Origin of the sequence: Vitreoscilla stercoraria DSM 513 (assembly GCF_000382305.1) — a bacterium.
Lineage (GTDB): Bacteria > Pseudomonadota > Gammaproteobacteria > Burkholderiales > Neisseriaceae > Vitreoscilla > Vitreoscilla stercoraria.
The window spans coordinates 46,305-72,944 of record NZ_KB908030.1; the positions used below are offsets into that span (position 1 = coordinate 46,305).

General features: G+C 44.7%; 23 protein-coding genes and 1 pseudogene. 14 read left to right on the top strand and 10 right to left on the bottom strand.

Features of this window, described 5'->3' with window-relative positions; all coding sequences use genetic code 11:
* Positions 1 to 82: 82 nt before the first annotated feature.
* The 4 genes from H150_RS14245 to H150_RS0110215 form a co-directional block, all read right to left on the bottom strand.
* Positions 83 to 1,177, bottom strand: coding sequence for a metallophosphoesterase (locus H150_RS14245; protein ID WP_019958962.1), 1,095 nt, complete (start codon positions 1,175 to 1,177; stop codon positions 83 to 85).
* 28 nt (positions 1,178 to 1,205) lie between these two features.
* Entirely contained in the window at positions 1,206 to 1,868 is a 663-nt protein-coding gene (locus tag H150_RS0110205; protein ID WP_019958963.1) for an HAD hydrolase-like protein, read from the bottom strand.
* A 76-nt stretch (positions 1,869 to 1,944) separates the two neighbouring features.
* Positions 1,945 to 4,269 carry a YgiQ family radical SAM protein gene (locus tag H150_RS0110210; protein WP_019958964.1) on the bottom strand — a complete coding sequence of 775 codons (2,325 nt, stop codon included), beginning with the start codon at positions 4,267 to 4,269 and terminating at the stop codon, positions 1,945 to 1,947.
* 189 nt (positions 4,270 to 4,458) lie between these two features.
* Positions 4,459 to 4,971 carry a hypothetical protein gene (locus tag H150_RS0110215; protein ID WP_019958965.1) on the bottom strand — a complete coding sequence of 171 codons (513 nt, stop codon included), beginning with the start codon at positions 4,969 to 4,971 and terminating at the stop codon, positions 4,459 to 4,461.
* Positions 4,972 to 5,173: 202 nt separating this feature from the next.
* Here H150_RS0110215 and gshA point away from each other — a divergent pair, with 202 nt between their 5' ends.
* The 3 genes and pseudogenes from gshA to H150_RS14250 all read left to right on the top strand — a co-directional run bounded on the left by gshA (position 5,174) and on the right by H150_RS14250 (position 9,936).
* The gene (gshA, locus tag H150_RS0110220) at positions 5,174 to 6,484 is read left to right on the top strand and encodes a glutamate--cysteine ligase (protein ID WP_026353642.1); all 1,311 of its coding nucleotides are present in this window, start codon (positions 5,174 to 5,176) and stop codon (positions 6,482 to 6,484) included.
* Positions 6,485 to 6,730: 246 nt separating this feature from the next.
* Entirely contained in the window at positions 6,731 to 7,744 is a 1,014-nt protein-coding gene (gene trpS, locus H150_RS0110230; RefSeq protein WP_019958968.1) for a tryptophan--tRNA ligase, read from the top strand.
* Positions 7,745 to 7,946: 202 nt separating this feature from the next.
* A pseudogene (locus H150_RS14250) lies at positions 7,947 to 9,936 on the top strand (UvrD-helicase domain-containing protein).
* Positions 9,937 to 10,051: 115 nt separating this feature from the next.
* On the opposite strand, the gene glnD reads toward H150_RS14250, so the two are convergent.
* A complete protein-coding gene (gene glnD / locus H150_RS0110240; RefSeq protein ID WP_019958970.1) occupies positions 10,052 to 12,616 on the bottom strand; it encodes a [protein-PII] uridylyltransferase in 2,565 nt (854 codons plus the stop codon).
* Positions 12,617 to 12,627: 11 nt separating this feature from the next.
* Positions 12,628 to 13,734, bottom strand: coding sequence for a tRNA nucleotidyltransferase/poly(A) polymerase-related protein (locus H150_RS0110245; RefSeq protein WP_019958971.1), 1,107 nt, complete (start codon positions 13,732 to 13,734; stop codon positions 12,628 to 12,630).
* 270 nt (positions 13,735 to 14,004) lie between these two features.
* On the opposite strand from H150_RS0110245, the gene H150_RS0110250 reads away from it, so the two are divergent.
* From H150_RS0110250 to H150_RS14260, 5 genes are all read left to right on the top strand, one after another.
* Positions 14,005 to 14,922 carry a branched-chain amino acid ABC transporter permease gene (locus H150_RS0110250; RefSeq protein ID WP_019958972.1) on the top strand — a complete coding sequence of 306 codons (918 nt, stop codon included), beginning with the start codon at positions 14,005 to 14,007 and terminating at the stop codon, positions 14,920 to 14,922.
* 11 nt (positions 14,923 to 14,933) lie between these two features.
* The gene (locus H150_RS14255) at positions 14,934 to 16,028 is read left to right on the top strand and encodes an ABC transporter permease subunit (RefSeq protein ID WP_019958973.1); all 1,095 of its coding nucleotides are present in this window, start codon (positions 14,934 to 14,936) and stop codon (positions 16,026 to 16,028) included.
* Positions 16,029 to 16,799, top strand: coding sequence for an ABC transporter ATP-binding protein (locus H150_RS0110260; protein WP_019958974.1), 771 nt, complete (start codon positions 16,029 to 16,031; stop codon positions 16,797 to 16,799).
* Complete coding sequence (locus tag H150_RS0110265; RefSeq protein ID WP_019958975.1) at positions 16,796 to 17,506, top strand: ABC transporter ATP-binding protein; 711 nt, start codon at positions 16,796 to 16,798, stop codon at positions 17,504 to 17,506. The genes H150_RS0110260 and H150_RS0110265 overlap by 4 nt, the downstream gene beginning before the upstream one ends.
* Positions 17,507 to 17,686: 180 nt before the next feature.
* A complete protein-coding gene (locus H150_RS14260; protein ID WP_019958976.1) occupies positions 17,687 to 18,160 on the top strand; it encodes an HD domain-containing protein in 474 nt (157 codons plus the stop codon).
* A 107-nt stretch (positions 18,161 to 18,267) separates the two neighbouring features.
* Here H150_RS14260 and trxB read toward each other — a convergent pair whose 3' ends face one another.
* The 4 genes from trxB to H150_RS0110290 form a co-directional block, all read right to left on the bottom strand.
* Positions 18,268 to 19,221 (bottom strand): thioredoxin-disulfide reductase, encoded by a 954-nt coding sequence (trxB, locus tag H150_RS0110275; protein WP_019958977.1) that lies wholly within the window; start codon positions 19,219 to 19,221, stop codon positions 18,268 to 18,270.
* A gap of 100 nt (positions 19,222 to 19,321) precedes the next feature.
* Positions 19,322 to 20,338 carry a lipopolysaccharide heptosyltransferase II gene (gene waaF / locus H150_RS0110280; RefSeq protein ID WP_019958978.1) on the bottom strand — a complete coding sequence of 339 codons (1,017 nt, stop codon included), beginning with the start codon at positions 20,336 to 20,338 and terminating at the stop codon, positions 19,322 to 19,324.
* A gap of 3 nt (positions 20,339 to 20,341) precedes the next feature.
* Positions 20,342 to 20,530 (bottom strand): zinc-finger domain-containing protein, encoded by a 189-nt coding sequence (locus H150_RS0110285; protein ID WP_026353644.1) that lies wholly within the window; start codon positions 20,528 to 20,530, stop codon positions 20,342 to 20,344.
* Positions 20,531 to 20,581: 51 nt separating this feature from the next.
* Complete coding sequence (locus H150_RS0110290; protein ID WP_019958980.1) at positions 20,582 to 20,845, bottom strand: hypothetical protein; 264 nt, start codon at positions 20,843 to 20,845, stop codon at positions 20,582 to 20,584.
* A gap of 310 nt (positions 20,846 to 21,155) precedes the next feature.
* Between H150_RS0110290 and H150_RS14265 the strand changes: the two genes are divergently transcribed.
* From H150_RS14265 to H150_RS0110320, 6 genes are all read left to right on the top strand, one after another.
* Positions 21,156 to 21,497 (top strand): LapA family protein, encoded by a 342-nt coding sequence (locus tag H150_RS14265; protein ID WP_081619579.1) that lies wholly within the window; start codon positions 21,156 to 21,158, stop codon positions 21,495 to 21,497.
* Between the two features lie 23 nt (positions 21,498 to 21,520).
* Positions 21,521 to 22,699 carry a lipopolysaccharide assembly protein LapB gene (lapB, locus tag H150_RS0110300; protein WP_019958982.1) on the top strand — a complete coding sequence of 393 codons (1,179 nt, stop codon included), beginning with the start codon at positions 21,521 to 21,523 and terminating at the stop codon, positions 22,697 to 22,699.
* Between the two features lie 5 nt (positions 22,700 to 22,704).
* Positions 22,705 to 23,448, top strand: a complete 744-nt coding sequence (gene pyrF / locus H150_RS0110305) for an orotidine-5'-phosphate decarboxylase (RefSeq protein ID WP_019958983.1) — start codon at positions 22,705 to 22,707, stop codon at positions 23,446 to 23,448.
* Between the two features lie 20 nt (positions 23,449 to 23,468).
* Positions 23,469 to 24,431, top strand: coding sequence for a D-glycero-beta-D-manno-heptose-7-phosphate kinase (gene rfaE1, locus H150_RS14270; protein ID WP_019958984.1), 963 nt, complete (start codon positions 23,469 to 23,471; stop codon positions 24,429 to 24,431).
* A gap of 21 nt (positions 24,432 to 24,452) precedes the next feature.
* Entirely contained in the window at positions 24,453 to 25,457 is a 1,005-nt protein-coding gene (gene rfaD / locus H150_RS0110315) for an ADP-glyceromanno-heptose 6-epimerase (protein ID WP_019958985.1), read from the top strand.
* Positions 25,458 to 25,648: 191 nt separating this feature from the next.
* Positions 25,649 to 26,638 carry a putative oxygenase MesX gene (locus tag H150_RS0110320; protein ID WP_019958987.1) on the top strand — a complete coding sequence of 330 codons (990 nt, stop codon included), beginning with the start codon at positions 25,649 to 25,651 and terminating at the stop codon, positions 26,636 to 26,638.
* The last annotated feature ends 2 nt before the right edge of the window (positions 26,639 to 26,640 follow it).

The following is a 26,640-nucleotide window of genomic DNA, read 5'->3' on the forward strand; positions in this document are numbered from 1 at the left end:
TGAGCAAACAACGGCGCTTCAAATGGGCGCCGTTGATAAACGAATGACGTATTATAGCCTGAATATGGGCAGTTCGCTGCCCCTATTTGCCTGTGATGTGGATGATGACCACTTCTGAACGGGTACCCAAACGAAATGGCAAGCCCCAAAGCCCCAAGCCTGAGGTCACAATCAATTGATTGTTGTCTATATGGTAATGCCCATAAGGATAGGTTTGAAAAAAGCCAATCAAAGCCGTCATCGGGAAAATTTGTCCGCCATGGGTATGTCCTGACACCGTCAAATCTGCGCCTGCATGAGCCAAAGCTTGCATTTGTTCGGGGACAGGTTGGTGGTCGATGACTACCACAGGCATATCACTTTGCGGCAACAATTGGGCAGCAGGCAAGCGTGGCTCGACTTTGTCACGCCGCCCAATTAACACCAATTGTTCACCAATTTGTACACGCTCATCACGCAAAACAGTGAAACCAGCGTCCTGTAAGTCTTGTACGATGTCTGCTTGTACTTGGCGATAATTGTCATGATTGCCTAAAACCACATATTTCCCCAACGGTGCTGACAGTTGTTGCATGTATGGGTGCATGTTCAGCGTGCGATAATCATCAGGCAAATCATCCATCACATCGCCTGCCAATAATAAAATGTCTGCTTGTTCGCGCTGTAAAATCTCATTTAAGGCTTGTAAATGGTGTTTGCCTATGAATTTGCCCAAGTGCGTATCGGCAACCAAAGCCACTTTAATGGGTTCAGACATGGGTTTGTCGAGTTTGACTTGGTAATGTACCGTGGTGGGTGAATATGCTCCATACAAACCGGCTGCAATCACCGCCATCCAACTCAGTGGCATGGCGATGAGCAAGCTGGTGTGGAGGATTTTGGCAGACATGAAGCGTTTGCCTATTGAATACCATGCGATTGCTGCCACGACAAACATCACCGCGTAAGAGGTGAACAACAACAAACCCATTGTGCCACGCCAGCGCAAGGTGGGCATGGCGGCATTGAAAACCCACATCAACATATCGCCTATCACAACAGCAGCGAGCATAAAGACCCAAGCATGCTTGCATTGAGGCTTGAATAGTTGAACGTAGCGGTAAAATCCCCAACCGACAAACAGCCAAAGAAATTGTAATAAGGCGAGGCTGCCCCAAAAAACCAAAGGATTTCTCATATTTGAATATCAATAATAGAAGGAAGATTTAAGCGTCCTGAAAGTGTTCTAACACGTTCAATAAGTCGGCAAAAGTGTTCATTTGAGCATCGGCAGGCGATTGTTGCCATTCTGCTGTGCTGCCATAGCCATAAGACGCACCGATGACAGGCATACCATTGGCACGCGCACCCAAGACATCAAATTCTCGGTCACCAACCATAATGCACTTATCGGCAGACAAATCATGGGTGTGTAATATATGTGCAATCAATTCGCCTTTGTTGGTGCGTGTGCCATCCAGTTCGCTGCCATGAATGGCGGTGAAATAGGGCGACAATCCGAAGTGTTCCAAAATGCGTTTGGCGTAAACAGTCGGTTTTGCCGTTGCCAAAATCAAGGCATAACCTTGTTGTTGTAGGGTGTTTAAGGTTTCAGCAACGCTGGGATAGACTTCGTTTTCAAACAAGCCGATATCACCAAAACGCTCGCGATAGCCTGCCAAGGCTTCTTCGGTGAGATGTTGGTATTCAGGTGGTAGCAATTGTTCTAAAGAAGCGTGTAAGGGTGGACCAATACACCAATCCAAATCTATTTCTTCATGAATCGGATGACCCACTTTGGCCAAACCGTAACGGATGCAAGTGGTGATGCCGATTTTAGGGTCGGTCAAAGTGCCGTCTAAATCTAATAAAATGGTGTGTACAGACATGATTTTTGATGAATGAATGGGGTAGAAAAAACACCATAGCATGCTATGGTGTGGTGTAGGTTAAGCTTAGCGTTTATTAACGGGCTTTTGGCTTGCTAGGTTTGGCGCGGCGACTGCTGTTATTGCCATTGCTGTGTGCGCCTTTACCAGCGTCCTGAAAACGCTCGCTTGGGTGCCAAGCGGTACGTGCGGTTTGGGTTTTGGTCTTGCCGCCTGCATGGTTTGGACGGTTGTTGCCTAAGACTTTTTTACCGCCATTACTGGCTGTGGGTTTGTGTTCGTGCCCCGTTGTCGACAAGCGTTTGCTACCTTTGCTTGGCGGTTCCCAGCCTGCAGGTTGTGTCGGTGGAATCAGATGTTTTTTGCTGTAACCTATCAAATCTTCACGACCCATCTCCACCAAAGCTTCGCGTATTAACGGCCAGTTGTCAGGCAGATGATAACGCAAGAAAGCTTTGTGCAGTTTACGACGCTTGCCTTCTTTGACGATGTCGACTTTATTAGAGCTGCGAGACAATTTTTTCAACGGATTGCGACCGGTATGCCACATGGTTGTTGCCAAAGCCATTGGGGTTGGCATGAAGGTTTGCACTTGGTCGAGGCGGAAATTATTGTCTTTGAGCCACAAAGCCAAATTCATCATGTCTTCGTCTGATGTGCCAGGATGCGCCGCAATGAAATACGGAATCAAATATTGCTCTTTGCCTGCTTCTTTACTGGCTTTTTCAAACAACTCTTTGAAACGGTCGTATTTTTTCATTTCAGGCTTCATCATCATCGACAATGGACCCGCTTCGGTATGTTCAGGCGCAATTTTCAAATAGCCGCCAACATGGTGCGTCACCAATTCTTTGATGTATTCAGGGCTTTCTACCGCCAAATCGTAACGCAAACCCGAACCGATGCTGATTTTCTTGACGCCATCAATCGCCCGAGCTTTGCGGTATAACTCAATCAAAGAAGTGTGGTCAGTGTTCAAATTAGGGCAAATATCAGGCCATACACAAGACAATTTACGGCAGTTTTTTTCGATGTCGTGTGATTTACACGCCAAACGGTACATATTGGCAGTCGGACCGCCCAAATCGGAAATATAGCCTTTGAAACCGTCAACTTTATCGCGAATTTCTTCAATTTCTTTCAATACCGATTCGTGTGAACGGCTTTGAATGATGCGGCCTTCGTGTTCGGTAATCGAGCAGAACGTACAACCACCAAAACAGCCGCGCATGATGTTGACCGAAAATTTAATCATTTCCCAAGCAGGGATGTGGGCATCGCCATAGCTTGGATGGGGATTGCGTGCGTACGGCAAGCCAAACACATAATCCATTTCCTCGGTAGTTAATGGAATAGGAGGGGCGTTAAGCCACACATCGCGCTCGCCATGCAATTGCACCAAAGCGCGCGCATTGCCTGGATTGGATTCCAAATGCAAAGTACGGCTGGCGTGAGCGTACAATACAGGGTCATAAGCTACCGCTTCAAAGCTCGGAATGCGCACCACTTGTTGGTGGCGTTCTTGGCGACGGGCTTCGGCACGTTCTTTGGCCGTCATGAATACCACTGGTTTGGCGTGTTCTTTAACGTCGTTGTCGCGAGCGGCCAATTCTTCAGGGCTGAGCTCTTGATAAGGATTTAAAATTGTATCGACTTTACCTGGTACGTCAACAGTGGTGGAATCGATTTCAATCCATTCTTGGTTGTCTGGCGTTTTGCCATGTGGCACTAAAAATGCCGTACCACGCACGTCGCGAATGTCTTTAAAACGTTCACCTGCCGCACGGCGGTGGGCAATTTCGACCACCGCACGTTCGGCATTGCCATATAGCAACAATTCAGCTCGTGCATTGATGAGGACAGAGGGACGTACTTTGTCCGACCAATAATCGTATTGGGCAATGCGGCGCAAACTCGCTTCAATGGAGCCTATCATGACGTCCACGCCAGGATAAGCCTCTTTACAGCGTTGTGAATACACAATCACCGCGCGGTCAGGACGCTTATTGGGTGCAGCATGAGGTGTATATGCATCATCGGAGCGGGGTTTTTTATCAGCCGTGTAACGGTTGATCATCGAATCCATATTGCCAGCGGTCACGCCGAAGAACAAATTCGGTTCTCCCAATTCACGAAATGCAGCCGCAGAAGTCCAATCAGGTTGTGAGATGATGCCAACACGGAAGCCTTGGGCTTCTAGCAAGCGACCAATCAAAGCCGAACCAAAGCTAGGATGGTCAATATAGCAGTCGCCTGAAACCAAAATGATGTCGCAAGAATCCCAACCCAATTCGTCCATTTCGGCGCGGGTAGAAGGTAAAAAAGGCGCAGTGCCAAAGCGTTTGGCCCAGTATTTTTTATAAGAAAAAATCGGCTTTTGTGCCGAAGGATGTGTGTTCATGGATTTGTCTGAATCTAGGTCTTTTTAAGCAAGCGCTATTTTCGCACAAATCGCGCTCAAAAGGCAGGATGGATGCATGCAAAGATTGAAAATAAACGTGATTTTTTAAATTGAAAGCGTTTAAAAATCCGAAACTTACGTTTCGGATGTGGAATTGATATATAAATGCTGCGTTCAAAAAGAGCGGCCTTAACGCCAATTCACGCCATTGTCTTTGCCCAAAGCTTGGATTTTTTGGTGGGTAATTTGGATGTTGTCATCAGCTTGTTGTATTTGTCGTTGTGAGCGCTCTATGGTTTGTGTGGCACGTTGATGTTGGTCGGGGCTTAAGGCAATTCCTGTGCGCAGGTTCAATTGCAGTATTTGATCTAAAGCGCTGATCATTTGGCGATTGTGATCGCTCAACTCGTTGCGCAAAGTGCGCACTTCATTGGATTTAAAATCCAATTGGGCGATGGCTTGATTGTAAACTTGAAACTGATGGTGAATCTCTTTTGCCACTTGCATTTGTGTTTCAATGCTTTGGGCTTGTTCTGCTTGCTGAATCAGTTTTTGGCTATTGCTTGCAGTCATGCCTGATTCATACATTGCTTGGTCCAAGGCAATCAAATCTTTTTTGATGTCATTGCCACAAGCGGACAGAACAAAAACGGTGAAAAGCAGACAAATCCATTTGTATGGGTATGATTGAGAGATATTCATATACTTTTTTTGCATGAGTTAATGACGATAAGGTTTTGCGTCTGTGGCCAGTTACTGCCATGATACAGTCTAATTTGTGTCGCTTTATTGCGATAGTATCAAAGGTAAGCTGTGTTAGAATCCATCCCATTTTGTTGGTTTTTTGCTTGTTTCCCACCACAAAAATAATGATTTTGTTAATTTTTCAGAAAGCATAACGCTTATGAATATCTCGATGTTCGATCAATTTGAACAACATGCTGCCGTGTTTCAGCAAGTGATTTTGGACAAACAAAGTGAAATTGAAGCTTGGTTTCGTACCAAATGGCAACAACACCGTCCACCATTTTACGGTTCGGTAGATTTGCGCAACGCAGGTTACAAAATGTCTTCAATCGACATGAATTTGTTTCCAGGTGGCTTCAATAATATCAATGCTGATTTTTTGGCCGCGGCTGTATTGGCAGCGCAAGACGCAGTAGAGCGTGCTTGTCCTACGGCAAAATCCATTTTGTTGATTCCTGAAAACCACACTCGCAATACGTTTTATTTGCAAAACGTGTATGCATTGAGCAAGATTTTAGAGTCGGCAGGCTTTGTCGTGCGCATAGGTTCTTTGAATGCGGAAGTAACCGAAGCAACCGCTTTTACCACTGCTTTATGTGATGAGCTGGTCTTAGAACCTGTGGTGCGTACAGGCAATCGTTTGGGTTTGGCTGATGGCTTTAACCCATGTTTGGTGTTGTTGAACAATGATTTGTCAGGTGGCGTGCCTGAAATTTTGCAAAACATTGAGCAAGTGATGTTGCCACCGATTAAAGGGGGTTGGACCACACGCCGTAAGACACAACATTTTGCCGCTTACAATCAAGTGGCTGATGAGTTTGCAGCCGTCATTGGCATTGATGCTTGGGATATCAATCCTTATTTTGAGCAAGCCAATGGCTTGAATTTTCATGAGCGTGAAGGTGAAGACCAATTGGCAGACGTGGTGCAGCGTTTGTTGGATAAAATCCAAGCCAAATACGATGAAAAAGGCATTACCGACACGCCATTTGTGATTGTCAAAGCCGATGCGGGTACTTATGGTATGGGTGTGATGAGTGTGAAATCTGCCGAAGAAGTACGCAAACTCAATCGCAAAAATCGCAATAAAATGGCGGTGATTAAAGAAGGCTTGGAAGTGTCTGAAGTGATTGTGCAAGAAGGCATTTACACTTATGAAAAAGTTGGTGAAGCAGTATCTGAACCTGTTGTGTATATGATGGATCGCTTTGTCATTGGCGGTTTTTACCGTGTCAATGAAGCGCGTGGCATGGATGAAAATCTTAATGCCACAGGCATGCGCTTCATTCCTATGGATCAAGAAGTGCCGTATCAATGTGAAGATGCCGACAAACGCCATTTTGAACAATGGCAAAATGTGGGCGTGGCAGACCACAGCTTGCCTGCGACTGCTGAGCGCAATCGTTTGTATGTTTATGGTGTGATGGCACGTTTGTCTTTATTAGCGGCGGCAATTGAATTAGAATAAGCAACTCTTAAGTCGATGAATCGGAATTGGCATCACATGAACACAGCATTAATCACCCATAATTTGCCTGAGCGCCCAATTGTTTTGGTGGCTTTGGTGCGTGCTGCTTGGCAGCAGGGTTGGCGTGCGTGCGTGCGTTTCGGTTGATGTAAAGACTTACACCAGTTTCAAAGCCTTTAAAGCGTCCTGTAAGTTGTTTACAGGACGCTTTTTATATCTGAATATCTCAAGAAAGAAGAAAACGTCATGACTGAACAAAAACGTGTTTTAACCGGTGTCACCACCACAGGCACGCCGCATTTGGGTAATTATGTGGGTGCAATTCGCCCTGCGGTTGCTGCAACGCAAGAGGCGGGCGTGGACTCGTTCATTTTCTTGGCAGATTATCATGGCATCATCAAATGCCACGAGCCTGAACAAATTCACGAGTCGACTTTAGCCGTGGCGGCAACGTGGCTCGCTTGTGGTTTGGATGCGGACAAAGTCACGTTTTACCGTCAATCGGATGTGCCTGAAATCATGGAGCTCAATTGGATTTTCAACTGCATTTGCGCCAAAGGATTGATGAACCGCGCCCACGCTTACAAAGCGGCAGTACAAGCGAATGTGGATGCAGGTGTGGAAGACACCGATCACGGCGTGGAAATGGGTTTGTATTGCTATCCTGTGTTGATGGCGGCGGACATTTTGATGTTCAACGGCACGCATGTGCCTGTGGGACGCGATCAAATCCAACACATTGAAATGGCGCGTGACATTGCAGGCCGCTTTAATCACCGTTTCAAAGAATTGTTTGTTGAGCCTGTGGCAATGGTGGACGAACACACGGCGATTTTGACGGGCTTGGATGGTCGCAAAATGAGCAAGTCATATGGCAACACGATTCCATTGTTTGAAAGCGAGAAAAAATTGCGCAAATCAGTGATGAAAATTGTCACCAATAGTTTAGAGCCGGGCCAACCTAAAGAAGTGGAAGGCAGTACTTTGTTTGAAATTTACCAAGCATTTTCAAGTGCGGATGAGCAATTGCAAATGCGCCAAGCTTACGCCGATGGCATCGCTTGGGGTGAGGCCAAACAAATTGTGTTTGAAGCCATCAATGCGCAATTGGCGGAAAAACGCGAACGTTATGCTGAGTTGACTGCCAATCCTAGCCAAATTGAAGAAGTTTTGCAGTTTGGTGCAGCCAAAGCGCGCAAAGTGGCGCAAGAGCGTTTAAACCAAGTGCGTGATGCTATTGGTATTCGTGCTTTGAAATAATTCTTTGTACATTGCAATAATATAAAGCGTCCTGTAAGCATTGACAGGACGCTTTTTTAGATTCAATTCATAATTAATTCTTAATTAAACATAACGCATTTAAAATATATTTTCATTTCAATAAACATAAACAAAATCATCACACCTCACCCAAACCATCTAAAAATGTTAAAATTCTGACCTCTTCAAAAAAAATGTCAACATGCAATTAAACCAACAACAACAGCAAGCCGTTTTGTATCTTGATGGTCCTTTATTGGTCTTGGCAGGTGCAGGCAGTGGCAAAACCAGTGTGATTACCAAAAAAAATTGCCCATTTGGTGAATCATGCTCATTATCCTGCGCATCAGATTGCGGCGATTACTTTTACCAATAAAGCTGCCAAAGAAATGCAAGAGCGTGTGGCAGGGCTTTTGAGCAAACAGCAATGCCAGCAATTGACTGTGTCGACGTTTCACTCATTGGGCATGCGTATTTTGCGAGAAGAAGCGCCTTTGGTAGGCTTGAAGAAAAAATTTTCTATTTTTGATTCAGGTGACAGCGCCAAGATTTTGCAAGAATTGTTGCAAACCAGTGGCAAAGATGCTTTGTTTCGGGCCCAACAATGCATTTCATTGTGGAAAAATGCGTTCAAAACCCCTGAGCAGGCTTTGGATGATGCTGCCAATGAGTGGGAAAAGCAAATTGCTTTGGTTTATGCGTCTTATCAAGAAACCTTGTTGGCTTATCAAGCGGTGGATTTTGATGATTTGATTCGCATCCCCACTTTATTGCTGCAAAACAATGCTGAAGTGCGTTACAAATGGCAAAGCTGTTTGCGTTATTTGTTGGTCGATGAGTGTCAAGACACCAATGAATGCCAATATGCTTTGCTCAAATTGTTGATAGGTTCGGATGGAAAATTCACGGCTGTGGGCGATGACGATCAAAGTATTTATGCTTGGCGTGGTGCCAATTTGGAGAATTTGCGTTTGTTGCAGCAAGACTATCCAAATATGAAAGTCATCAAATTAGAACAAAATTACCGTTCAACTTCGCGCATTTTGCGCATTGCCAATAAAGTTATCAGCCACAATCCCAAATTGTTTGAAAAAAAATTGTGGAGCGAATATGGTTTGGGCGAAATGGTGCAAGTGTTGGCGTGTAAGGACGAAGAACACGAAGCCGATACGGTGGCCAGCAAGATTGCATTTTTGAAAAACAGCCATCCAAATGTCAAATTGTCGGATTTTGCCATTTTGTATCGTGGCAATCACCAAGCCAAACGGTTTGAAGAGGCTTTGCGCAGCAGTCGTTTGCCTTACAAAATGTCAGGTGGACAAAGTTTTTTTGACCGTGCTGAAATCAAAGATGTGATGGCATATCTGCGTTTACTCAATAATCCAGATGACGATCCTGCATTCATTCGTGCTATTACCACGCCCAAGCGTGGTATCGGTGAAAGCACTTTGACACGCTTGAATGAATTTGCGCGCGATCATAATTTGAGTTTGTACCAAGCTGCTCAACAATTGGGTGCTTTGTCGACTTTGAACAGTCGTGCTAAGCAAGATGTGCAAGCGTTTATGCTGGGTTTTGCCAAATGGCAAGATTTGGCTGAACATCAAGATGCAGGCGAGTTTTTGTGGCAACTTTTGGATGAGATTCATTACGAAGCCCATTTGTTGATGTTAGAAGAAGGCAAAGCCGGTGAAATCAAATGGCGCAATGTGGTGGAATTACAGCGTTGGATTGCCAATAAAGGCGAAAAAGATGGTAAAAATATTTTGGAGGTGGCACAAACCATTGCTTTGATGACGCTGCTGGAAGGCAAAGACCAAGAAGAAGTGGATGCGGTGAATATGATGACGTTGCATGCATCCAAAGGTTTGGAATTTCCGTGTGTGTTTTTAGTCGGTTGTGAAGAAGGCGTGTTTCCGCACCGTGACAGTGTGGATGAGGGCATGCTCGATGAAGAACGCCGTTTGATGTATGTGGGCATTACTCGTGCCAAACGTCAGTTGTTTGTGACCCATTGTGTCAAACGTAAAAAAGCGGGCGAATGGCAATTTATGCCGCCGAGCCGCTTTATTGATGAAATGCCATCTGATGACATTCAAATTTTAGGGCGCAAAAATACTGCTCCGATTGTATCCAAAGCCGAAGGCAAAAGCCGCTTATCGGGCATGATGAACATGCTCAAAGACAAATAAATTACCATCCGCCCAAAAAACCTTACAGGACGCATACAAGCGTCCTGTGAGGGTTGGGTTGTCATACTGTTGACAAATATGCAGTGGCTTGGTGGCTCATGCATCAAGCTTATTGTTATGTTGTTAATACCTCTAACAAAGTTTGTTTTAATGCCAATTGGGTTTTGGTATCTTCTAAACTGGCCGATTTGATTAAGAAGGTGTCTTCTACGCGCGCATCCAAAGTCATGATATGAGCATGTATTAAGCTGATTTCAAAATCTGACAATACTTTGGCAATATTGGCCAGCAAGCCACGGCGGTTGGCGGTGATGATGTTCAACACATAAACATGCGCTTGTTTGCCGCTGTCTTCTTCATACAGTTGAATTCTGGGGGCAATTTGCGTGTGACGAATGCGGCGTGAAGCGGGGCGTGGGGCTGGAATGTTAATGTATTTGCCCAAAATAAAATGCCCTAATGTGGCCTGTAACATCGCTGCAATATCAGGATATTCATCTTCGTCAAAACCATCTGGAATCAGCAAATAAAACGTGTCCAAAATGAATTGGTGGTTGGTGACATAAGCGCGGGCGGTCAAAATATCCAAATTTTGTTGGTTGAAAATGGCACACAATTGCGCAAATAGTTTTGGTGCATTGGGCATGAAAACCATGACTTTCAAGGCTTTCAAAGCGACATCAATCTTAATGCTCGCTTGTGGCTCGTTTTCGCGGCTTATCAATTGGCTGACATGCCATTGGATGTCTTGTTTTTCATGCCGCACCCAATACGAAGGTCCTAAAATATGCCACAAAGCACGTTGATTTTTTTCAGAATGCCCTTGCTGATCTAAGATGGTAATGGCTGCTTGTTGGCGGCGGCTGATGGTAATGCGTTGGTTGCTGCCTAAGCCTGACAAAGTTTTTAAAGCGGCCTGAAACAGGTTTTCCAATAATCCTGCTTTCCAATCGTTCCAAATTTTTGGATTGGTACCGCGTATGTCTACCACCGTCAATAAATACAAAGCCACCAAGCGGTCACGGGTTTTGACATGTTGGCAAAAACGGTTGACGACTTCAGGGTCGGAAATGTCTTCTTTTTGTGAAGTGGTTGACATAATCAAATGGTCTTCTACCAGCCAACACAACAAATCGGTTTCATAATTGGTTAAAAAATGGTCTTTGGCAAAAGTACGTGCATCGTCCACGCCTAATTGAGCGTGATCGCCGCCACGACCTTTGGCGATGTCGTGGAACAATGCCGCCAAATACAGGACGGTTTTGTAAGGGAAGCTTTCCATTAAGCCTGAGGCAAAAGGCAGTTCGTGGCTGTGTGCGGTCAAAGCCAAGCGGCGCATATTGCGCACCACCATCAAAATGTGGTCGTCGACAGGGTAGATATGGAACAAATCGTGTTGCAACAAGCCGACGATTTTGCCCCAAGGTTTGAGGTAGCGCCCTAAAATGCCATATAAGTTTAAAAAGCGCAAAATGTGGGTCACACCTGTACCATGGCGGAAAATGGAAATGAACATCAAACGGTTTTCGACATCGGCATAAAACGAGTCATCAATTTTTTGCGCTGCCAACCACCAAGCCCGCAAAGTGCGTGGGGCAATCAAATCCAAATCAGGATGGTTTTGTATCACGCGCAAAATATTGAAAATCTCACGCGGTTGTTGCTGAAACAGTTTGATGTTGCGTACGGCAATGGCCGTGCCGACTTGGTAATAATGTTCGTCAATATCATGAACGATGCGCGGCAAGCTAGAAAACACACGACCTTTGAGCATGGGCAGCAAAATACCGTTGAGCTGTTTAACGGTTTTGATGGCACGATACAATTGTTTCATCAATTGTTCGCTTTTCATGCTCGAATCATTGTCTTTGAAGCCAAGTCGTTCGGCTACTTGGCTTTGCAAATCAAAAATCAAACGGTCTTCTTCACGTCCTGCCAATAAATGCAATTCAATGCGCATGCGTGCCAATTGTTTGTGGCTGTGCATCAATAAGCCCGCTTCAGGACGGGTCAATATGCCTTCGTGCACCAAAGTCAAAAAATGTGGTCGCAAGCCTTGTGCTTTGGCCAACCACAACATGGTGTGTAAGTCGCGTAAGCCACCAGGACAAGTTTTGATATTCGGTTCTAATTGGCTGGTTGCACCGCGTGATTTGTTGTGGCGTTGAGATTTTTCCAGCAGTTTGCCATCAATAAAAGTGGCAATATCACGTTGCAAATTGAGTTTGGCTAAAAAGTCATCGGCCACTTTGTGATTGCCACACACAAAGCGTGCCTCTAGAAATGCAGTATCGCTGGTCAAGTCTTCTTGTGCTGACAATAACAATTGGCGGATGCTGCCGATTTTAGCAGCAGGTGCCAAGCCGACATCCCATAAGGTTTGTACAAAACGAGCGACTTGCTGTTCTTCTGCCTCGCTTAAAATATGCGTGCTGACAATGGCCAAATCCACATCAGAATGCGGATACATTTCTTGGCGACCGTAGCCGCCGGTGGCAATCAGGCAAATGGGCATATTGATAAAAAACTCTTGCCACAATCTGCCCAAACAACGGTCTAGTTCCGCGCCATAAGCTTCAAAAAAGCGTGAAGGATGGCGATGGCTTAAATAGTCTTGAGTGATGTCTTGTTTGCGTGAGCGCAATTCTTGGCGCAGGCAGTTAATCAGTTCAGCATTCATGGTGTGTTTTCTTATTGTAAACTTTGAGTAATGGCAGCTAAGCGTGCAGTGTGTATGGTATTGGCAATCATGCGTTTGTCTTCACATTGTAAAGCCAATTGGGCAGTGTTGACTGCCAAACAAGCCGCCAGTGCTTGTGGCCAAACCGATGGTGGTGGAGTTTGTGATGTGAGGGCAGCAAGTGTGATACAGGTTTGCCACAATTGTTGCCAGCGTTCAGGTCGTCGCCATACATCACAACGTTGGAATACTGACAATATTTGTTCGGCACTTAAAATCTCTGTTTGCATGAGTATTGGATAAGCGTCCTGTAAAATATTGGCAGCGTCAGCACAATCTTTTGGCACTCGCAATGATTGGTGAATGGTTTGTAAAGGTGGGGGCAGGTGCAAACACAATATCGCATAACTCATGCTTAAATGTTGATATGGACTGAAGCCTTGTAAATTTTGCAAAGTGTTTTGCCACAAATCAGGCGCTTGCTGTTGCAAAGTATCAGCGGCCTGTAAAATTTTATGCAGCGCATGGCTGTGTGACAACACTTCAAAAAAGCGTTGTGGCTGCGGCTCTAACAAGGCTTTGGACAATTCTTGCCATACCCGTTCGGGAACCAATGCATCGACTTCGCCTGCATCAACCATCTTTTGCATCAAAACCATGGTTTCGGCAGCCACTTGAAAATCAAAGCGAGCGGCAAAACGACCAACGCGTAAAATGCGCACAGGGTCTTCGCTAAACGCGGCGCTGACATGGCGCAACATACCTGCGTGCAAATCTTGTTGCCCCAAATAGGGGTCGGTGATGTTGCCATCGGCATCTTGAGCCATGGCATTGATGGTCAAATCGCGTCTTTGTAAATCTTGTTCTAAGGTGACATCGACCGCGGTATTGAATTGAAAACCATGATAACCTGCGCCAATTTTGCGCTCGGTACGCGCCAAAGCATATTCTTCTCGGCTTTTGGGATGTAAAAACACCGGAAAATCTTTGCCTACCGCTTCAAAACCCAAATCCAGCATTTCTTGTGGCGTGGCACCGACCACTACCCAATCCTTGTCTTTTATGGGCAAACCTAATAAGCCATCTCTGACGGCACCGCCTACCAAATACACCTGCATGGTCATTCCTATATATACTCAAAGTATGAAAACATCTTAGCACACCTGTATTTTATGCAAAAATAATCTATTTTTTGCAGAAAACAGCAAAAACTGCCGATATCTGCCAAATTACCTTGGTGAATTGGTTAAATTCATTTTAATTATGCAAAAATTTGTGCTATTTTCCCTAGCTGATTGAACGTGAAAAAATGGCTCGTTTTGATAGCCATAGGAATAAATAACCATAAAGCACAGAAGAAGGAGCAAATTTTGACATCGGAAATTTTCATGCAATTGCTGTTAAACGGGCTTGTTGTTGGCTCGATTTACGGTTTGATTGCACTTGGCTATACCATGGTGTATGGCATTATGGGTTTAATCAACTTCGCCCATGGTGAAGTGGTTATGTTTGGCGGCATGATTTGTATCAGTATTCTGTCTGCGTTTATCAGTATGGGCATCGATTTGCCTGGTTTTGCCATGGTGTTGTTGGCCATGATTTGTACCATTCCTGTGTGTATGGCTTTGGGCTTCAGTATGGAGTTGATCGCATACCGTCCACTGCGTAAGGCGCCGCGTTTGGCACCTTTGATTACGGCCATTGGTTTGTCAATTGTATTGCAACAAGTGGCCGTGATTATTTGGGGCACTTCTTATGTGAAATTCCCTGCTGTTTTAGACCACACGCCCATTAACATCATGGGCGCAGTCGTAACCAAAATTCAAATTTTGATTGTGGTTTTGTGTTTTGCGGTGATGTTTGGCATGTTGGCCTTGGTGAACAAAACCAAATTGGGTCGCGCTATGCGTTCGACCAGCCAAAAACCTGATGTGGCTCGTTTGATGGGCGTAAACGTGAACTGGATCATTTCTTTGACCTTTATGTTGGGTTCAGGTTTGGGTGCCATCGCTGGCGTGATGCATGCTGCCAATTATGATCAAATCCATTACACCACTGGTTTTATGATTGGCTTGAAAGCATTCTGTGCGGCTGTTTTAGGCGGTATTGGTAATTTGACAGGCGCTGTGGTGGGCGGCTTGGTTTTGGGCATTGCAGAGAGCTTTTTTGCAGGCACGATTTCCAATATTACCAATGGCTTTTTGGGTTCCAATTACCAAGACATCTTCTCGTTCTTCGTGTTGATTATGGTATTGGTATTCCGTCCAAGCGGTTTGTTGGGCGAAAAACAAGCTGACCGTGCGTAAAGGGGGAAAAGATGACAAAAAATAATCCCGCCTTGAATATAGGCATTAACATCGCTTTATTGGCTGCTTTAGTGGTCTTGCCATTCATCATTGGTACTTCATTTGGCAATTCATGGGTGAACTTGCTTAACTTCGCCTTGATTTACGTCATGCTGGCTTTGGGTTTGAACTTGGTAGTGGGTTTTGCAGGTTTGCTCGATTTGGGTTATGTGGCGTTTTATGCAGTCGGTGCTTACACGTTTGCTTTGCTGGCCTCGCCACATTTTGGCATCCATTGGCCTTGGTATGTCACCATTCCGATTGGTGCCTTGCTCGCTGGTTTGTGCGGCATTATGTTGGGTACGCCGGTATTGCGTTTGAAGGGCGACTATTTGGCAATTGTGACTTTGGGCTTTGGTGAAATCATTCGAATTTTCATGAATAATTTGAGCCAACCTGTCAACATTACCAACGGTCCCCAAGGCATCAGTGCCATTGATCCTATCATGTTTGGCGATTACAAATTAAGCTCAGGCATCGACATTTTTGGTCAGTCGTATCCTAAAGCGTATGCTTACTATTATTTGTTCTTGTTATTGGCTGCTTTGACAGTGCTTTTTTGTAGCCGCTTGCAACACTCGCGTATTGGTCGTGCTTGGGAAGCGATGCGTGAAGACGATGTGGCTGCACAAGCGATGGGTATTAACATTCGCAACATGAAATTGTTGGCATTCTCTTTGGGCGCTTTGAGCGGTGGTATGGCAGGTGGCTTGTTTGCTTCGTATCAACGCTTCGTATCGCCTGAATCGTTTGTGTTGCTTGAATCTATCATGATTTTGTGTATGGTGGTTTTGGGCGGTATGGGCAATATTCGCGGTGTGATTGTTGGTGCAATTTTGATTACTTTTATTCCTGAAGTTTTGCGTGAATTTGCTGAGCCTGTGCAAATGATGTTGTTGGGTAAAGTGGTATTGCCAACTGAGAATGTGCGCATGTTGGTATTTGGCTTGGCGTTGATTTTGATGATGTTGTTGCGTCCACAAGGTTTGTTGCCGGGTAAACGCCGTGCTTCAGGCTTCAAAGTGGCACAAAATACATCTGCATCCAAACCAACAGGAGACGCATAAATGTCTGAAACATTATTGAGCATCAATGGCATCGTCAAACGCTTTGGTGGTTTGACTGCTTTGAATGAAGTAGGCTTGTCAATCAACAAAGGTGAAATTTATGGTTTGATTGGTCCTAATGGCGCGGGTAAAACCACTTTGTTCAACGTGCTGACAGGTCTTTATATGCCTGATGAAGGGCAGTTCAACTTTGATGGTCATAATTTGTTCCGTGTTAAACCTGACCGTGTGGTGAAAGCAGGCATTGCGCGTACGTTTCAAAACATTCGTTTGTTTGGAGAAATGACGGCTTTGGAAAATGTCATGGTAGGTCGTCATACTCGCAGCAAAGCCAATGCCATTGGTGCTGTATTTCGCACGCCTGCTGCCAAACGTGAAGAGCAAGAGATTTTGCAAAAATCTTATGATTTGCTCAAATACGTGGGCATTGAAGATGTGATTGATGAGCAAGCTTGCAATTTGTCTTATGGTCATCAACGCCGTTTGGAAATCGCGCGTGCTTTGGCGTGTGAGCCAAAACTATTGGCTTTGGATGAACCTGCGGCAGGCATGAACCCATCTGAAACCGAGGGTTTAAAAGAGTTGATGAGTAAAATCCGCGACGATGGTGTGACCATTTTGTTGATTGAACACGATGTGAAATTGATGATGGAATTGTGCGACCGTATCGCGGTTTTGGATTATGGTCAAAAAATTGCCGAAGGTTTACCAGAAGAAATCCGTACCAACCCGCGCGTGATTGAAGCGTATTTGGGAGCTGCACACGAATGAGTATTTTGAAAATTGAGAATTTGAATGTCAATTACGGTGGTATTCAGGCCGTATCGGATTTGAATTTGCACATTGAGCAAGGCGAGTTGGTGACTTTGATTGGTGCCAATGGCGCGGGTAAAACCACCACTTTGCGTACCATTACTGGTTTGGTGAAACCCAAATCAGGTACTTTGTTATACCAAGACCAAGACATTCGCAAAACCGAAGTGCATAATTTTGTGCGTCAAGGTTTGGTGATGGTGCCTGAAGGTCGCGGTATTTTTCCTAAGTTGACCGTGTTGGAAAACTTGGAGATGGGTGCATATTACCGCCATGACCATGCTGCTATCAAAGATGAAATCGATCATGTGATGCAATTGTTTCCACGCTTGAAAGAGCGTGCGACGCAATTGGCAGGAACGCTTTCAGGTGGTGAACAGCAAATGGTCGCAATGGGCCGGGCGATGTTGTCTAAGCCTAAACTGCTGTTGCTTGATGAGCCGTCTATGGGTTTGGCGCCCATCATTGTGCAGCAAATTTTTGACATCATTCAAACCATTCACAGCCAAGGCGTGACCATTTTGTTGGTAGAACAAAACGCCAAATTGGCTTTGCAAATTTCAGATCGCGGTTATGTGATGGAAAGTGGCAAAGTGACGATGGCAGACAAAGCCGATGTCTTATTGAACGACCCGCGCATCTTGAGCGCATATTTGGGTGGTTAAGCCTATGTGAAGCCTATAAGCGTCCTGTAAAGTTTACAGGACGCTTTTTTTGCGTTGCAGCAATTACCCGTATAAATATAGTTTTTTCATAAATGATTCGGTTATACTGAAAAACCAATCATGATAAAACAGACTGATAGCATGGATACAGTCGATAACAAAAAAAGCAAGGAAGCGAATATGGAAACCAAGACCTTGAACACAGCGTTTGATGTGCAAGACAAAAATCTACAACAATTGGTGGCTTTGGCCACGCAAGCACATGAAGGTCAAGTTGATAAAAATGGTGTGGATTATATTCACCATCCCGTCAGCGTTGCCAATCATTATTACCGTTTGTTTGGTCAAGATTATGCTGGCATCGCCACAGCTTTATTGCATGATACTTTAGAAGATACTTCTTTGAGCGCGCATGATTTGAGTGCTTATGTCCCGCAAACCATTATTTATTCAATTTCCTTATTGACTAAAAACAAAGGTACGGATTATTTAGAATATGTTAAAAATCTGATTGCCACAGGCGATAAAACGGCCATTCGGGTTAAATATTGCGATTTGCTGCACAATACTGACCCCAATCGTGGCAGTGAACCGCCTGCGCACAAAGCAGCTTTATACCAACAAGCGTTGAATCTTTTACGTGAGCATGTTTGAAATGAAAATCAGTAATGACCAAGCGTCCTGTAAAGTTTACAGGACGCTGATAAACACAAAACGCTTAACCATTTGGTTAAGCGTTTTGTGTTTCAAATACCGAACAATCAGTTCAAACCATCCAAATAACGTTCTGCATCCAAAGCCGCTTGGCAACCGCTGGCTGCGCTGGTAATGGCTTGGCGGTAGGTGTGGTCTTTGACATCGCCAGCTGCCCACACGCCTGCAATATTGGTCAAGCCAACATTGTCTGCGGTGCCACCTTGGGTAATCAAATAACCTGTTTCGTCCATGTCCAATTGGCCTTTGAAGATATCGGTATTGGGTTTGTGACCGATTGCGATGAACACACCTGCCAAAGCGATGTCTTCGGTGCTGCCGTCATTGTTTTTCAAACGTGCGCCAGTCACACCTGAAGCATCGCCTAAAATTTCGTCTAAGTTGGCATTCAATTTCAATGAAATTTTGCCTTCTTCCACGCGTTTCATCAATTTATCAATCATGATTTTTTCAGCACGGAAAGTTTCACGACGGTGTACCAATGTCACGTGTTCGGCAATGTTGGCCAAATACAAAGCTTCTTCAACCGCCGTATTGCCACCGCCTACAACAGCGACTTTTTGACCTTTGTAAAAGAAACCGTCACAAGTGGCACAAGCTGAAACACCTTTGCCTGCAAACGCTTCTTCGCTAGGCAAACCCAAATACTTGGCCGATGCACCTGTGGCGATAATCAATGCGTCACAAGTGTAAGAACCCATGTCGCCTGTCAAAGTGAAAGGACGATTTTGTAAGTCCACTTGGTTGATTTGGTCGAACAACATTTCTGTGCCAAAGCGTTCTGCATGTTCTTGAAAACGCACCATCAAATCAGGACCTTGTACGCCGTTGACGTCAGCTGGCCAGTTGTCTACTTCGGTGGTGGTCATCAATTGACCGCCTTGTGCCAAGCCTGTGATTAAAGTTGGTTTTAAGTTGGCGCGCGCGGCATAGACTGCAGCAGTATAACCGGCAGGACCAGAACCTAAAATAATCAAACGGCTGTGTTTGATGTCAGACATACGAAAACTCCTTGGTGTTAACAGCTGGGATTGTTGCAATAAATAAGAGAGGATTGTCGTTAACTTTGCCGACACAGTCTAATTTATATAAGTAATCTACTTATAGTGATGTCATTAATTCTTGTGCCGCCAAATACACAGACAACGGTGTCAATTGATTCAAGCAATTGGTATGTCCTAATGGACACACTCGCTCAAAACAAGGGCTGCAATCGAGGTTAAGACTAACAATTTTGGCTTTTTGACTCAGTGGCGGTGTGTGGTGAGGACTAGATGAGCCAAACACACTGACCACCGGTGTACCGACGGCAGCGGCAACATGCATCAAGCCTGAATCGTTACAAACCACTACTTTGGCGGTCGCAATCAAATCAATGGCTTGGTCTATCTTGGTTTTACCACATAAATTGATGCATTGATTAAGGCTTAGTTGGTTGATTTGTTCGGCAATGTCATGGTCTTTTTGCGAGCCAATCAACCAAATTTGTTTGCCTTCTTTGATAAAGCGTTGTGCCAAATCCGCATAATGTTCAGCAGGCCAGCGCTTGGCAGGACCATATTCAGCGCCAGGGCAGAACACGACGGCATCTTTGGTGCTCAATTGCAAATCTTGTAAGGTTTGCTGTTGTTGCGCATTGTTCACTTGCAACCGTGGGTAGGCAATGGGGCGTTGCAAAGCTTCGATAGGTGATTGTGCCAACTTAGCATAGCGTTCCACCATCAACGGCAAAGCCATTTCATCCAATTCGTGGATGTTGTTGAGTAAGCCGCGACGTGATTCGCCCAAAAAGCCTGTGCGACGTTTGATGCCACTGAAAAAAGGCACCAAAGCCGATTTTAATGAACCAGGCAAAACCACCACTTCTTGATAATGGTTTTTGGATAAAGCTCGACCTTCTCTAAAGCGTGCACGCAGTTTGACATCTCCATGACCAAAAGGGTTGGTAATGATGTTGTTGACTTCGGGCATGCGACTGAAGACGGCTTTAGACCAATTGGCGGCATACACATCGATGATGGTATGGTCTTGACGTTGCTTTAAGCGAGCCAATAAAGGCTGGGTCATCACACAATCGCCTATCCATGAAGGTGCGATGACCAAGATGCGATACGTCATGGTTTAGTGATGACCGCCAGCTTCGCCTTCTAAACGGTAAACTGTACCGCAATATGGGCAACGGATGCTGCTGTTAGATTCGATAGGCAAAAACACACGAGGGTGATTGTTCCATAAAGCCACATCAGCAGTTGGGCAATGCAAAGGCAAATCATGAGGGGTAATGGTGATTACTTTTTCGTTGTTGCTCATTTTAAAGTCGGTTCCTGTTTTGAAAATCAATGGTGACATTGAAAAATGTTTTTATTTGTCTGTCGCCGCCTCGATGGCCCAAGTGGCCTCTTGCCACGATGGACACGCCGATTTATCTACAATGTGAAAAAACGCGCCATCATCGTAAAACCAAGCCGAAATTTTCGGTGTCATCAAAATCAGCCAAGCTTTGGCATAATTCCGACTGTATAACCGTGTATTTCGTGCTTGTACAATCGCAGCATCTAATGCGTTACTCAGGCGTACATCGTCCCCATAAAAATAAATTTCATGCGGAAAAGTGACTATGTTCATTTTGATGTCCTCGCAGTGGTCACTGATAAGGGTGAGCTACATCGTGTGCATCCATCACAACACATCCAAGACTTCAGAATGTTGATGGCGTGGATTTGATTTAAATCAAATGTGTGTTTAGCTCAGAATCAAAATGTCCATATTTAGTTCGATTATACACATGAACTTCAATGCGCCGCAAAGCCATATAGCATTGGCTTTGGTGCCTGATTGTGTTCAGGTGAAGCTTGTCATACATAGATGATACCTTAAAGTGTTAAAATCGTATAAACTGCGAAGCAAATAGAACTTTATTAAAAGGACAAGACCCATGCTTAAATGGCTTTCAATTGTCATGATGTTCATCGTTTTCATTGCTTTGTTGGCAGTGACTTTGGGCAATACTCACAGTGTTGACTTTAATTTGGTCGGTCTGCCGACTACCACTTGGCCATTGGTTGTGTTTTTATGGATGGCTTTTGTGATTGGTGCTTTGGTAGGTGTTTTATCGATGTTGGGTCGTTTGCTGCGTTTGCGCGGTGAAGCAGCTGATTTGAGTAAAAAATTGAAAAAAGCACAGCAAGCCAATGTTGATTTGCAAGCACAATTGGATCAGCAGGGCAAACCAGTGGCCATGAATACGGCTGATGTGATTGTGCCTGTACAACCATAAAAAAGCCAAACAGAAAGTAAGACATGGATACAGCAGTATGGTGGTGGATTGTACCGGTATGTTTGTTACCGGTATTTTTTGCCATGGGATGGTTCGCCGCACGGGTGGACATGAAAACCGTCCTGAAACAAGCCAAAACCGTCCCATCTGATTTTTATGCAGGTGTGGATGCTTTGGTTGATAAAAACACCGATGTGGCAGTGCGTGCGTTTGGTGATGTGGTGGCCAAACAAGAAGGCTCGATCGAGTCTTATGAATTGGCAGTGAGTATGGGCAAGTTATACCGCAATCGTGGTGAAAATGACAAAGCCATTGCCATGCATCAAAAATTGTTAGAATCGCCAGACTTGATTGGAGAAAAACGCCAACGTGTTTTGTATGAGTTGGGACAAGATTTTCAAAATGCAGGTTTGGTTGATCGCGCTGAGCAAATTTTTCAAGATTTAAAAGAAGGCAATGCAGGCAAATTGGCGCGTGAGGTGTTGCTTAACATTTACCAACAAGACCGAGATTGGGAGCAGGCCATTGCCATTGCGCAAGAGTTAAGCCACGATGCACAAACCTATCAATTTGAAATTGCACAGTTTTATTGTGAGTTGGCGCAGGCATCGTTGTTTCGTAGCCAATTTGAACAAGCCAAAAGTCACATTCAAAAAGCTTTGGATTACAATCGAAAATGCACGCGTGCCAATATGTTGCGTGGCGATGTGGCGATGGCGGAAAATCGTTTTCAGGATGCTATAGAGGCGTATAGTGCCATCGAACAACAAAATCATGCTTATTTGAGCATGGTGGGTGAAAAAATATTCGATGCGTACCATGCACAAGGTCAAGCGGAACAAGGCTTGAATGTTTTGATTGGTTATATCCGTACTTTCCCGCAATTAGATTTGATTGATGTGATTTATGAAAAAGCTTTGATTTTGCGTGGCGAAAGCGAAGCGGCGTCGTTGGCGGCAGATTTGGTGCGTGTGAATCCTGATTTGCGTGGTGCTTACCGTTTGCTAGGCTTGCAATTGTCGACCTTAGACCCAGCTTGGCGTGCTGATGTGGACATGATGCGTGGTGTGGTGGGGCGTTATGCACGCAAAGCTTTGATGTACCGTTGTCGCCATTGTCATTTTAAATCTCAAGTGTTTTTCTGGCACTGTCCTGCTTGCAATAAGTGGGAAACCTTTACCCCAAATAAAATAGAAGTTTGAAGAATATGAACCCATTGATTTTACCTGAATACCAAGCTGTGACCCCAACACCTGTCATTGTGGCTTTGGATTTTGACAATGCCGAATCAACTTTGTCGTTTGTACGTCAATTAGACCCAAGTTTGTGTCAAGTCAAAGTGGGCAAAGAGTTGTTTACTGCTACAGGACGCTTTTTGGTCGACAGTTTGGTCAATCAAGGCTTTAAATTGTTTTTGGATTTGAAATACCACGACATTCCCAATACGGTGGCGTCGGCGTGTCGTGTGGCCGCAGACATGGGTGTGTGGATGGTAGACATGCACGCGTGTGGCGGTCGTCGTCAAATGGAAGCGGCAGTGGAAGCGGTCGCCAATTACACTCACAAACCTTTGTTAATTGGCGTGACAGTGTTAACGAGCATGGACGAAGCGGATGCGCGCGAAGTGGGTATCACTAAGCCTATTGCTGAGCATGTTGTTGATTTGGCAAGCTTGGCAAAATCTTCAGGCTTGGATGGCGTGGTGTGTTCGGCACAAGAAGCGGGCATGTTGCGTCAAGCTTTAGGAAAAGAATTTTTATTGGTTACACCGGGCATTCGTTTGCCTAATGCACAAAACAGCGATGATCAACGCCGCATCATGATACCGCAAGACGCGTTAACAGCAGGCTCGAGTTATTTGGTGATGGGTCGTCCTGTTACTCAAGCTCAAAATCCTGTCGCAGTGATTCGTGATGTGAATGCCATTGCTATGGCGATGAATGCGCAATAAAGCGGCCTGAAAGGATGGCAATGAAATTATTGCAACAATTGGAAATGGCTGCAGATGATTTGAGCCAACGCTTTGCTGCTGCCAAAATTTTGGTGGTGGGCGATGTGATGTTAGACCGTTATTGGTTTGGCGATACACACCGTATTTCTCCTGAAGCACCTGTACCTGTAGCCAAAATTGAAAAAATCGACCAACGTGCAGGCGGTGCGGCCAATGTGGCGCGCAATATTGCTTGTTTGGGTGGTCAAGCGAGCTTGCTTGCCATTACGGGCGATGATGAGCCTGCTGATGCCTTGGCACAATTGATGCAAGACGAGGGTGTACAAAGCCATTTGGTGCGTGACAGCGGCATTGCCACTACCATCAAATTGCGTGTGGTCGCCCGCAACCAACAATTGATTCGTTTGGATTTTGAAGACGAACCTCAAACAGCGGCCTTGCAACAAAAATGGCAGCAATATCGAGATTTGATTCAAGACTGCGATGTGGTCGTGTTAAGCGATTACGGCAAAGGTGGTTTGGCGCAGGTGCGTGACATGATTTTGGCGGCCAAAGAGCTAGGCAAGCCTGTATTGGTGGATCCTAAAGGCAACGATTACATGAAATACGAATCGGCAAGTTTGATTACGCCGAATCGTTCTGAATTAAAAGAAGTGGTCGGGGCTTGGCATTCGGAAGACGAATTGATTGAAAAAGCACAGCGCTTGCGTGACAAATTGCATTTGGATGGCTTGTTGCTCACTCGCAGCGAGGAAGGCATGACTTTATTCAAAGAAAGTCATACCGAAAACCAAGACACGCGCGCGCAAGAAGTATTCGATGTCTCGGGCGCAGGCGACACCGTGATTGCGAGCATGGCTTTGTGTGTGGCGGCAGGATTGAGCCACAGCCAAGCGATGCACGTTGCCAATACCGCCGCTGGTGTGGTGGTGGCCAAACTCGGTACTGCGGTGTGTACGCAAAAAGAATTGTTTGACGCTTAAAGCGTCCTGAAAGGTTGAATCATGACGATTATTGTGACTGGCGCAGCTGGTTTTATTGGTAGTAATTTGGTATTGGGCTTGAATAAATTGGGTTATACCGACATTGTGGCGGTAGACAATTTGAGCAGCGGCGATAAATTCCGCAATTTGGTCAATGCCGACATTGTGCATTATATGGACAAATTGGAGTTTATTGATTTGGTGCGCAATCATCGCTTGCCATTTCGCCATATTGAAGCGGTCTTTCATCAAGGTGCGTGTTCAGACACGATGAACCACGATGGTTTGTATATGATGGAAAACAATTACCAATACACTTTGGATTTGTTCGACTGGTGCCAAGACCAAGGTATTCCGTTTATTTATGCCTCCAGCGCTGCCGTTTATGGCAAAGGCGAAGTATTCAAAGAAGACCGCTCTTTAGAAAAACCATTGAATGTGTATGGTTATTCTAAATTTTTATTCGACCAAATCTTGCGCCAACGTATGGCACAAGGCTTGAATGCACAAGTGGCAGGTTTCCGTTATTTCAATGTGTATGGCATGCAAGAGCAACACAAAGGCCGCATGGCTTCTGTACCATTTCATCATTTTAACCAATACCGTGAACGTGGTTTTGTAGAATTGTTTGGTGAATACAATGGTTATGCCAATGGCGAACAGCGCCGTGATTTTGTCAGCGTAGAAAACTTGGTCGATGTTTTGTTACACTTTTTTGAACATCCTGAAAAATCGGGTATTTTCAATTTGGGTACAGGTCGCAGCCAGTCTTTCAATGAATTGGCAGCTGCTACTGTCAATGCTTGTCGCATCAACGAAGGCAAAGAGGCTTTGTCTTTGGCGGATTTGGTGAAGCAAGAATTCATCCGTTATATTCCATTCCCAGACAGCTTAAAAGGCAAATACCAAAGCTTTACTGAAGCGGATATTTCGGCTTTGCGTGAGGCAGGTTATGGCCATGAATTTTACAATGTGGAACAAGGTGTGGCACGTTATGTGCATGGATTGATTAACCATCCTGTTTAATGTTTTTGGGTTTGAGCCAAGTTTTTCAAGCGTCCTGTAAGTTACAGGACGCTTTTTTATATGGGCTGCCAATATCAACATGAATTTTTTTCATTTTTAATTGAATTTATATCGTTTTACTCATTTTTTGATTTGCGTTTAAATGTGCTCAAACCAAAAACCAGCGACACCATTTCAAGGGGATACAATCCATGAGTACCGCATTTCAATGTTCTATTGAGCGCATTCGTTTTGATGAAAACTACCAACCTGCGGGCAATACCCGTTTAACCACCAATTTTGCCAATTTGGCGCGAGGTGAAAAGCGTCAAGACAATCTTCGTCGTACTTTGGCCATGATTAACAACCGTTTTAATCATTTGGCGTGCGTGGACAACCCTCAAGCCAATCGCTATTCACTTGAAATTGACATTGTTTCGGCAAAAATTGACATTGAAGGCAATGGCAAAACCTTTCCATTCATTGAGATGTTAAAAAGCACGATTACCGACCATCAAACCCATCAGCGTTTTGATGGCATGATTGGCAATAGTTTTTCATCTTATGTGCGTGATTACGATTTTAGTGTGGTTTTGCCGATGTTTGCGGTTCACCAAAATGAGCGTCCTGAAAATTTTGGTGATTTACATGGCAAGCTATACCAACATTTGGTGAATTCAGAGGCATTTCAAGCTGAATTTAATAAGCAGCCTGTCATTTGTTTGAGTGTTTCTAGCAGCAAAACGTATTGCCGTACTGCCAATACGCATCCTATTTTAGGCGTGGAATATCAAAATGATGAATATTCGCGCACTGATGATTATTTCGCCAAAATGGGCTTAACCGTGCGTTATTTTCAACCAGTAAATGGCAATGCGCCGCTGGCATTTTATTTTTCAGGTGATTTATTGCGGGACTACACGGATTTTGAATTAATCAGTGCTATCAGCACGATGGAAAGCTTTCAAAAAATTTATCGACCTGAAATTTACAATACCAACTCACCTGCAGGTGTGGTGTATCAACCGAGTTTGAGTTATCAGGATTATTCACTCACCCAAATTGAATATGACCGTGCGGAACGCAGCCAATTGGCAGTGAGACAAGGTCAATGGACAGAAGAGCATTTTATTAAGCCTTACCAAGACATTTTGGCACAATGGGCTGCTAATAACACATTGAGTCAGCAAAATATTGCTTGATA

Coding starts and splice junctions, on each gene's coding strand:
- H150_RS0110250 (WP_019958972.1), top strand. CDS start 14,005: ATGCAATTGCTGTTAAACGGGCTTGTTGTTGGCTCGATTTACGGTTTG.
- H150_RS14265 (WP_081619579.1), top strand. CDS start 21,156: ATGCTTAAATGGCTTTCAATTGTCATGATGTTCATCGTTTTCATTGCT.
- H150_RS0110285 (WP_026353644.1), bottom strand. CDS start 20,530: ATGAGCAACAACGAAAAAGTAATCACCATTACCCCTCATGATTTGCCT.
- gshA (WP_026353642.1), top strand. CDS start 5,174: ATGAATATCTCGATGTTCGATCAATTTGAACAACATGCTGCCGTGTTT.
- waaF (WP_019958978.1), bottom strand. CDS start 20,338: ATGACGTATCGCATCTTGGTCATCGCACCTTCATGGATAGGCGATTGT.
- trpS (WP_019958968.1), top strand. CDS start 6,731: ATGACTGAACAAAAACGTGTTTTAACCGGTGTCACCACCACAGGCACG.
- H150_RS0110265 (WP_019958975.1), top strand. CDS start 16,796: ATGAGTATTTTGAAAATTGAGAATTTGAATGTCAATTACGGTGGTATT.
- glnD (WP_019958970.1), bottom strand. CDS start 12,616: ATGAATGCTGAACTGATTAACTGCCTGCGCCAAGAATTGCGCTCACGC.
- H150_RS14255 (WP_019958973.1), top strand. CDS start 14,934: ATGACAAAAAATAATCCCGCCTTGAATATAGGCATTAACATCGCTTTA.
- rfaE1 (WP_019958984.1), top strand. CDS start 23,469: ATGAAATTATTGCAACAATTGGAAATGGCTGCAGATGATTTGAGCCAA.
- rfaD (WP_019958985.1), top strand. CDS start 24,453: ATGACGATTATTGTGACTGGCGCAGCTGGTTTTATTGGTAGTAATTTG.
- H150_RS0110320 (WP_019958987.1), top strand. CDS start 25,649: ATGAGTACCGCATTTCAATGTTCTATTGAGCGCATTCGTTTTGATGAA.
- H150_RS14245 (WP_019958962.1), bottom strand. CDS start 1,177: ATGAGAAATCCTTTGGTTTTTTGGGGCAGCCTCGCCTTATTACAATTT.
- lapB (WP_019958982.1), top strand. CDS start 21,521: ATGGATACAGCAGTATGGTGGTGGATTGTACCGGTATGTTTGTTACCG.
- H150_RS0110245 (WP_019958971.1), bottom strand. CDS start 13,734: ATGCAGGTGTATTTGGTAGGCGGTGCCGTCAGAGATGGCTTATTAGGT.
- H150_RS14260 (WP_019958976.1), top strand. CDS start 17,687: ATGGAAACCAAGACCTTGAACACAGCGTTTGATGTGCAAGACAAAAAT.
- H150_RS0110290 (WP_019958980.1), bottom strand. CDS start 20,845: ATGAACATAGTCACTTTTCCGCATGAAATTTATTTTTATGGGGACGAT.
- pyrF (WP_019958983.1), top strand. CDS start 22,705: ATGAACCCATTGATTTTACCTGAATACCAAGCTGTGACCCCAACACCT.
- H150_RS0110210 (WP_019958964.1), bottom strand. CDS start 4,269: ATGAACACACATCCTTCGGCACAAAAGCCGATTTTTTCTTATAAAAAA.
- H150_RS0110205 (WP_019958963.1), bottom strand. CDS start 1,868: ATGTCTGTACACACCATTTTATTAGATTTAGACGGCACTTTGACCGAC.
- H150_RS0110215 (WP_019958965.1), bottom strand. CDS start 4,971: ATGAATATCTCTCAATCATACCCATACAAATGGATTTGTCTGCTTTTC.
- H150_RS0110260 (WP_019958974.1), top strand. CDS start 16,029: ATGTCTGAAACATTATTGAGCATCAATGGCATCGTCAAACGCTTTGGT.
- trxB (WP_019958977.1), bottom strand. CDS start 19,221: ATGTCTGACATCAAACACAGCCGTTTGATTATTTTAGGTTCTGGTCCT.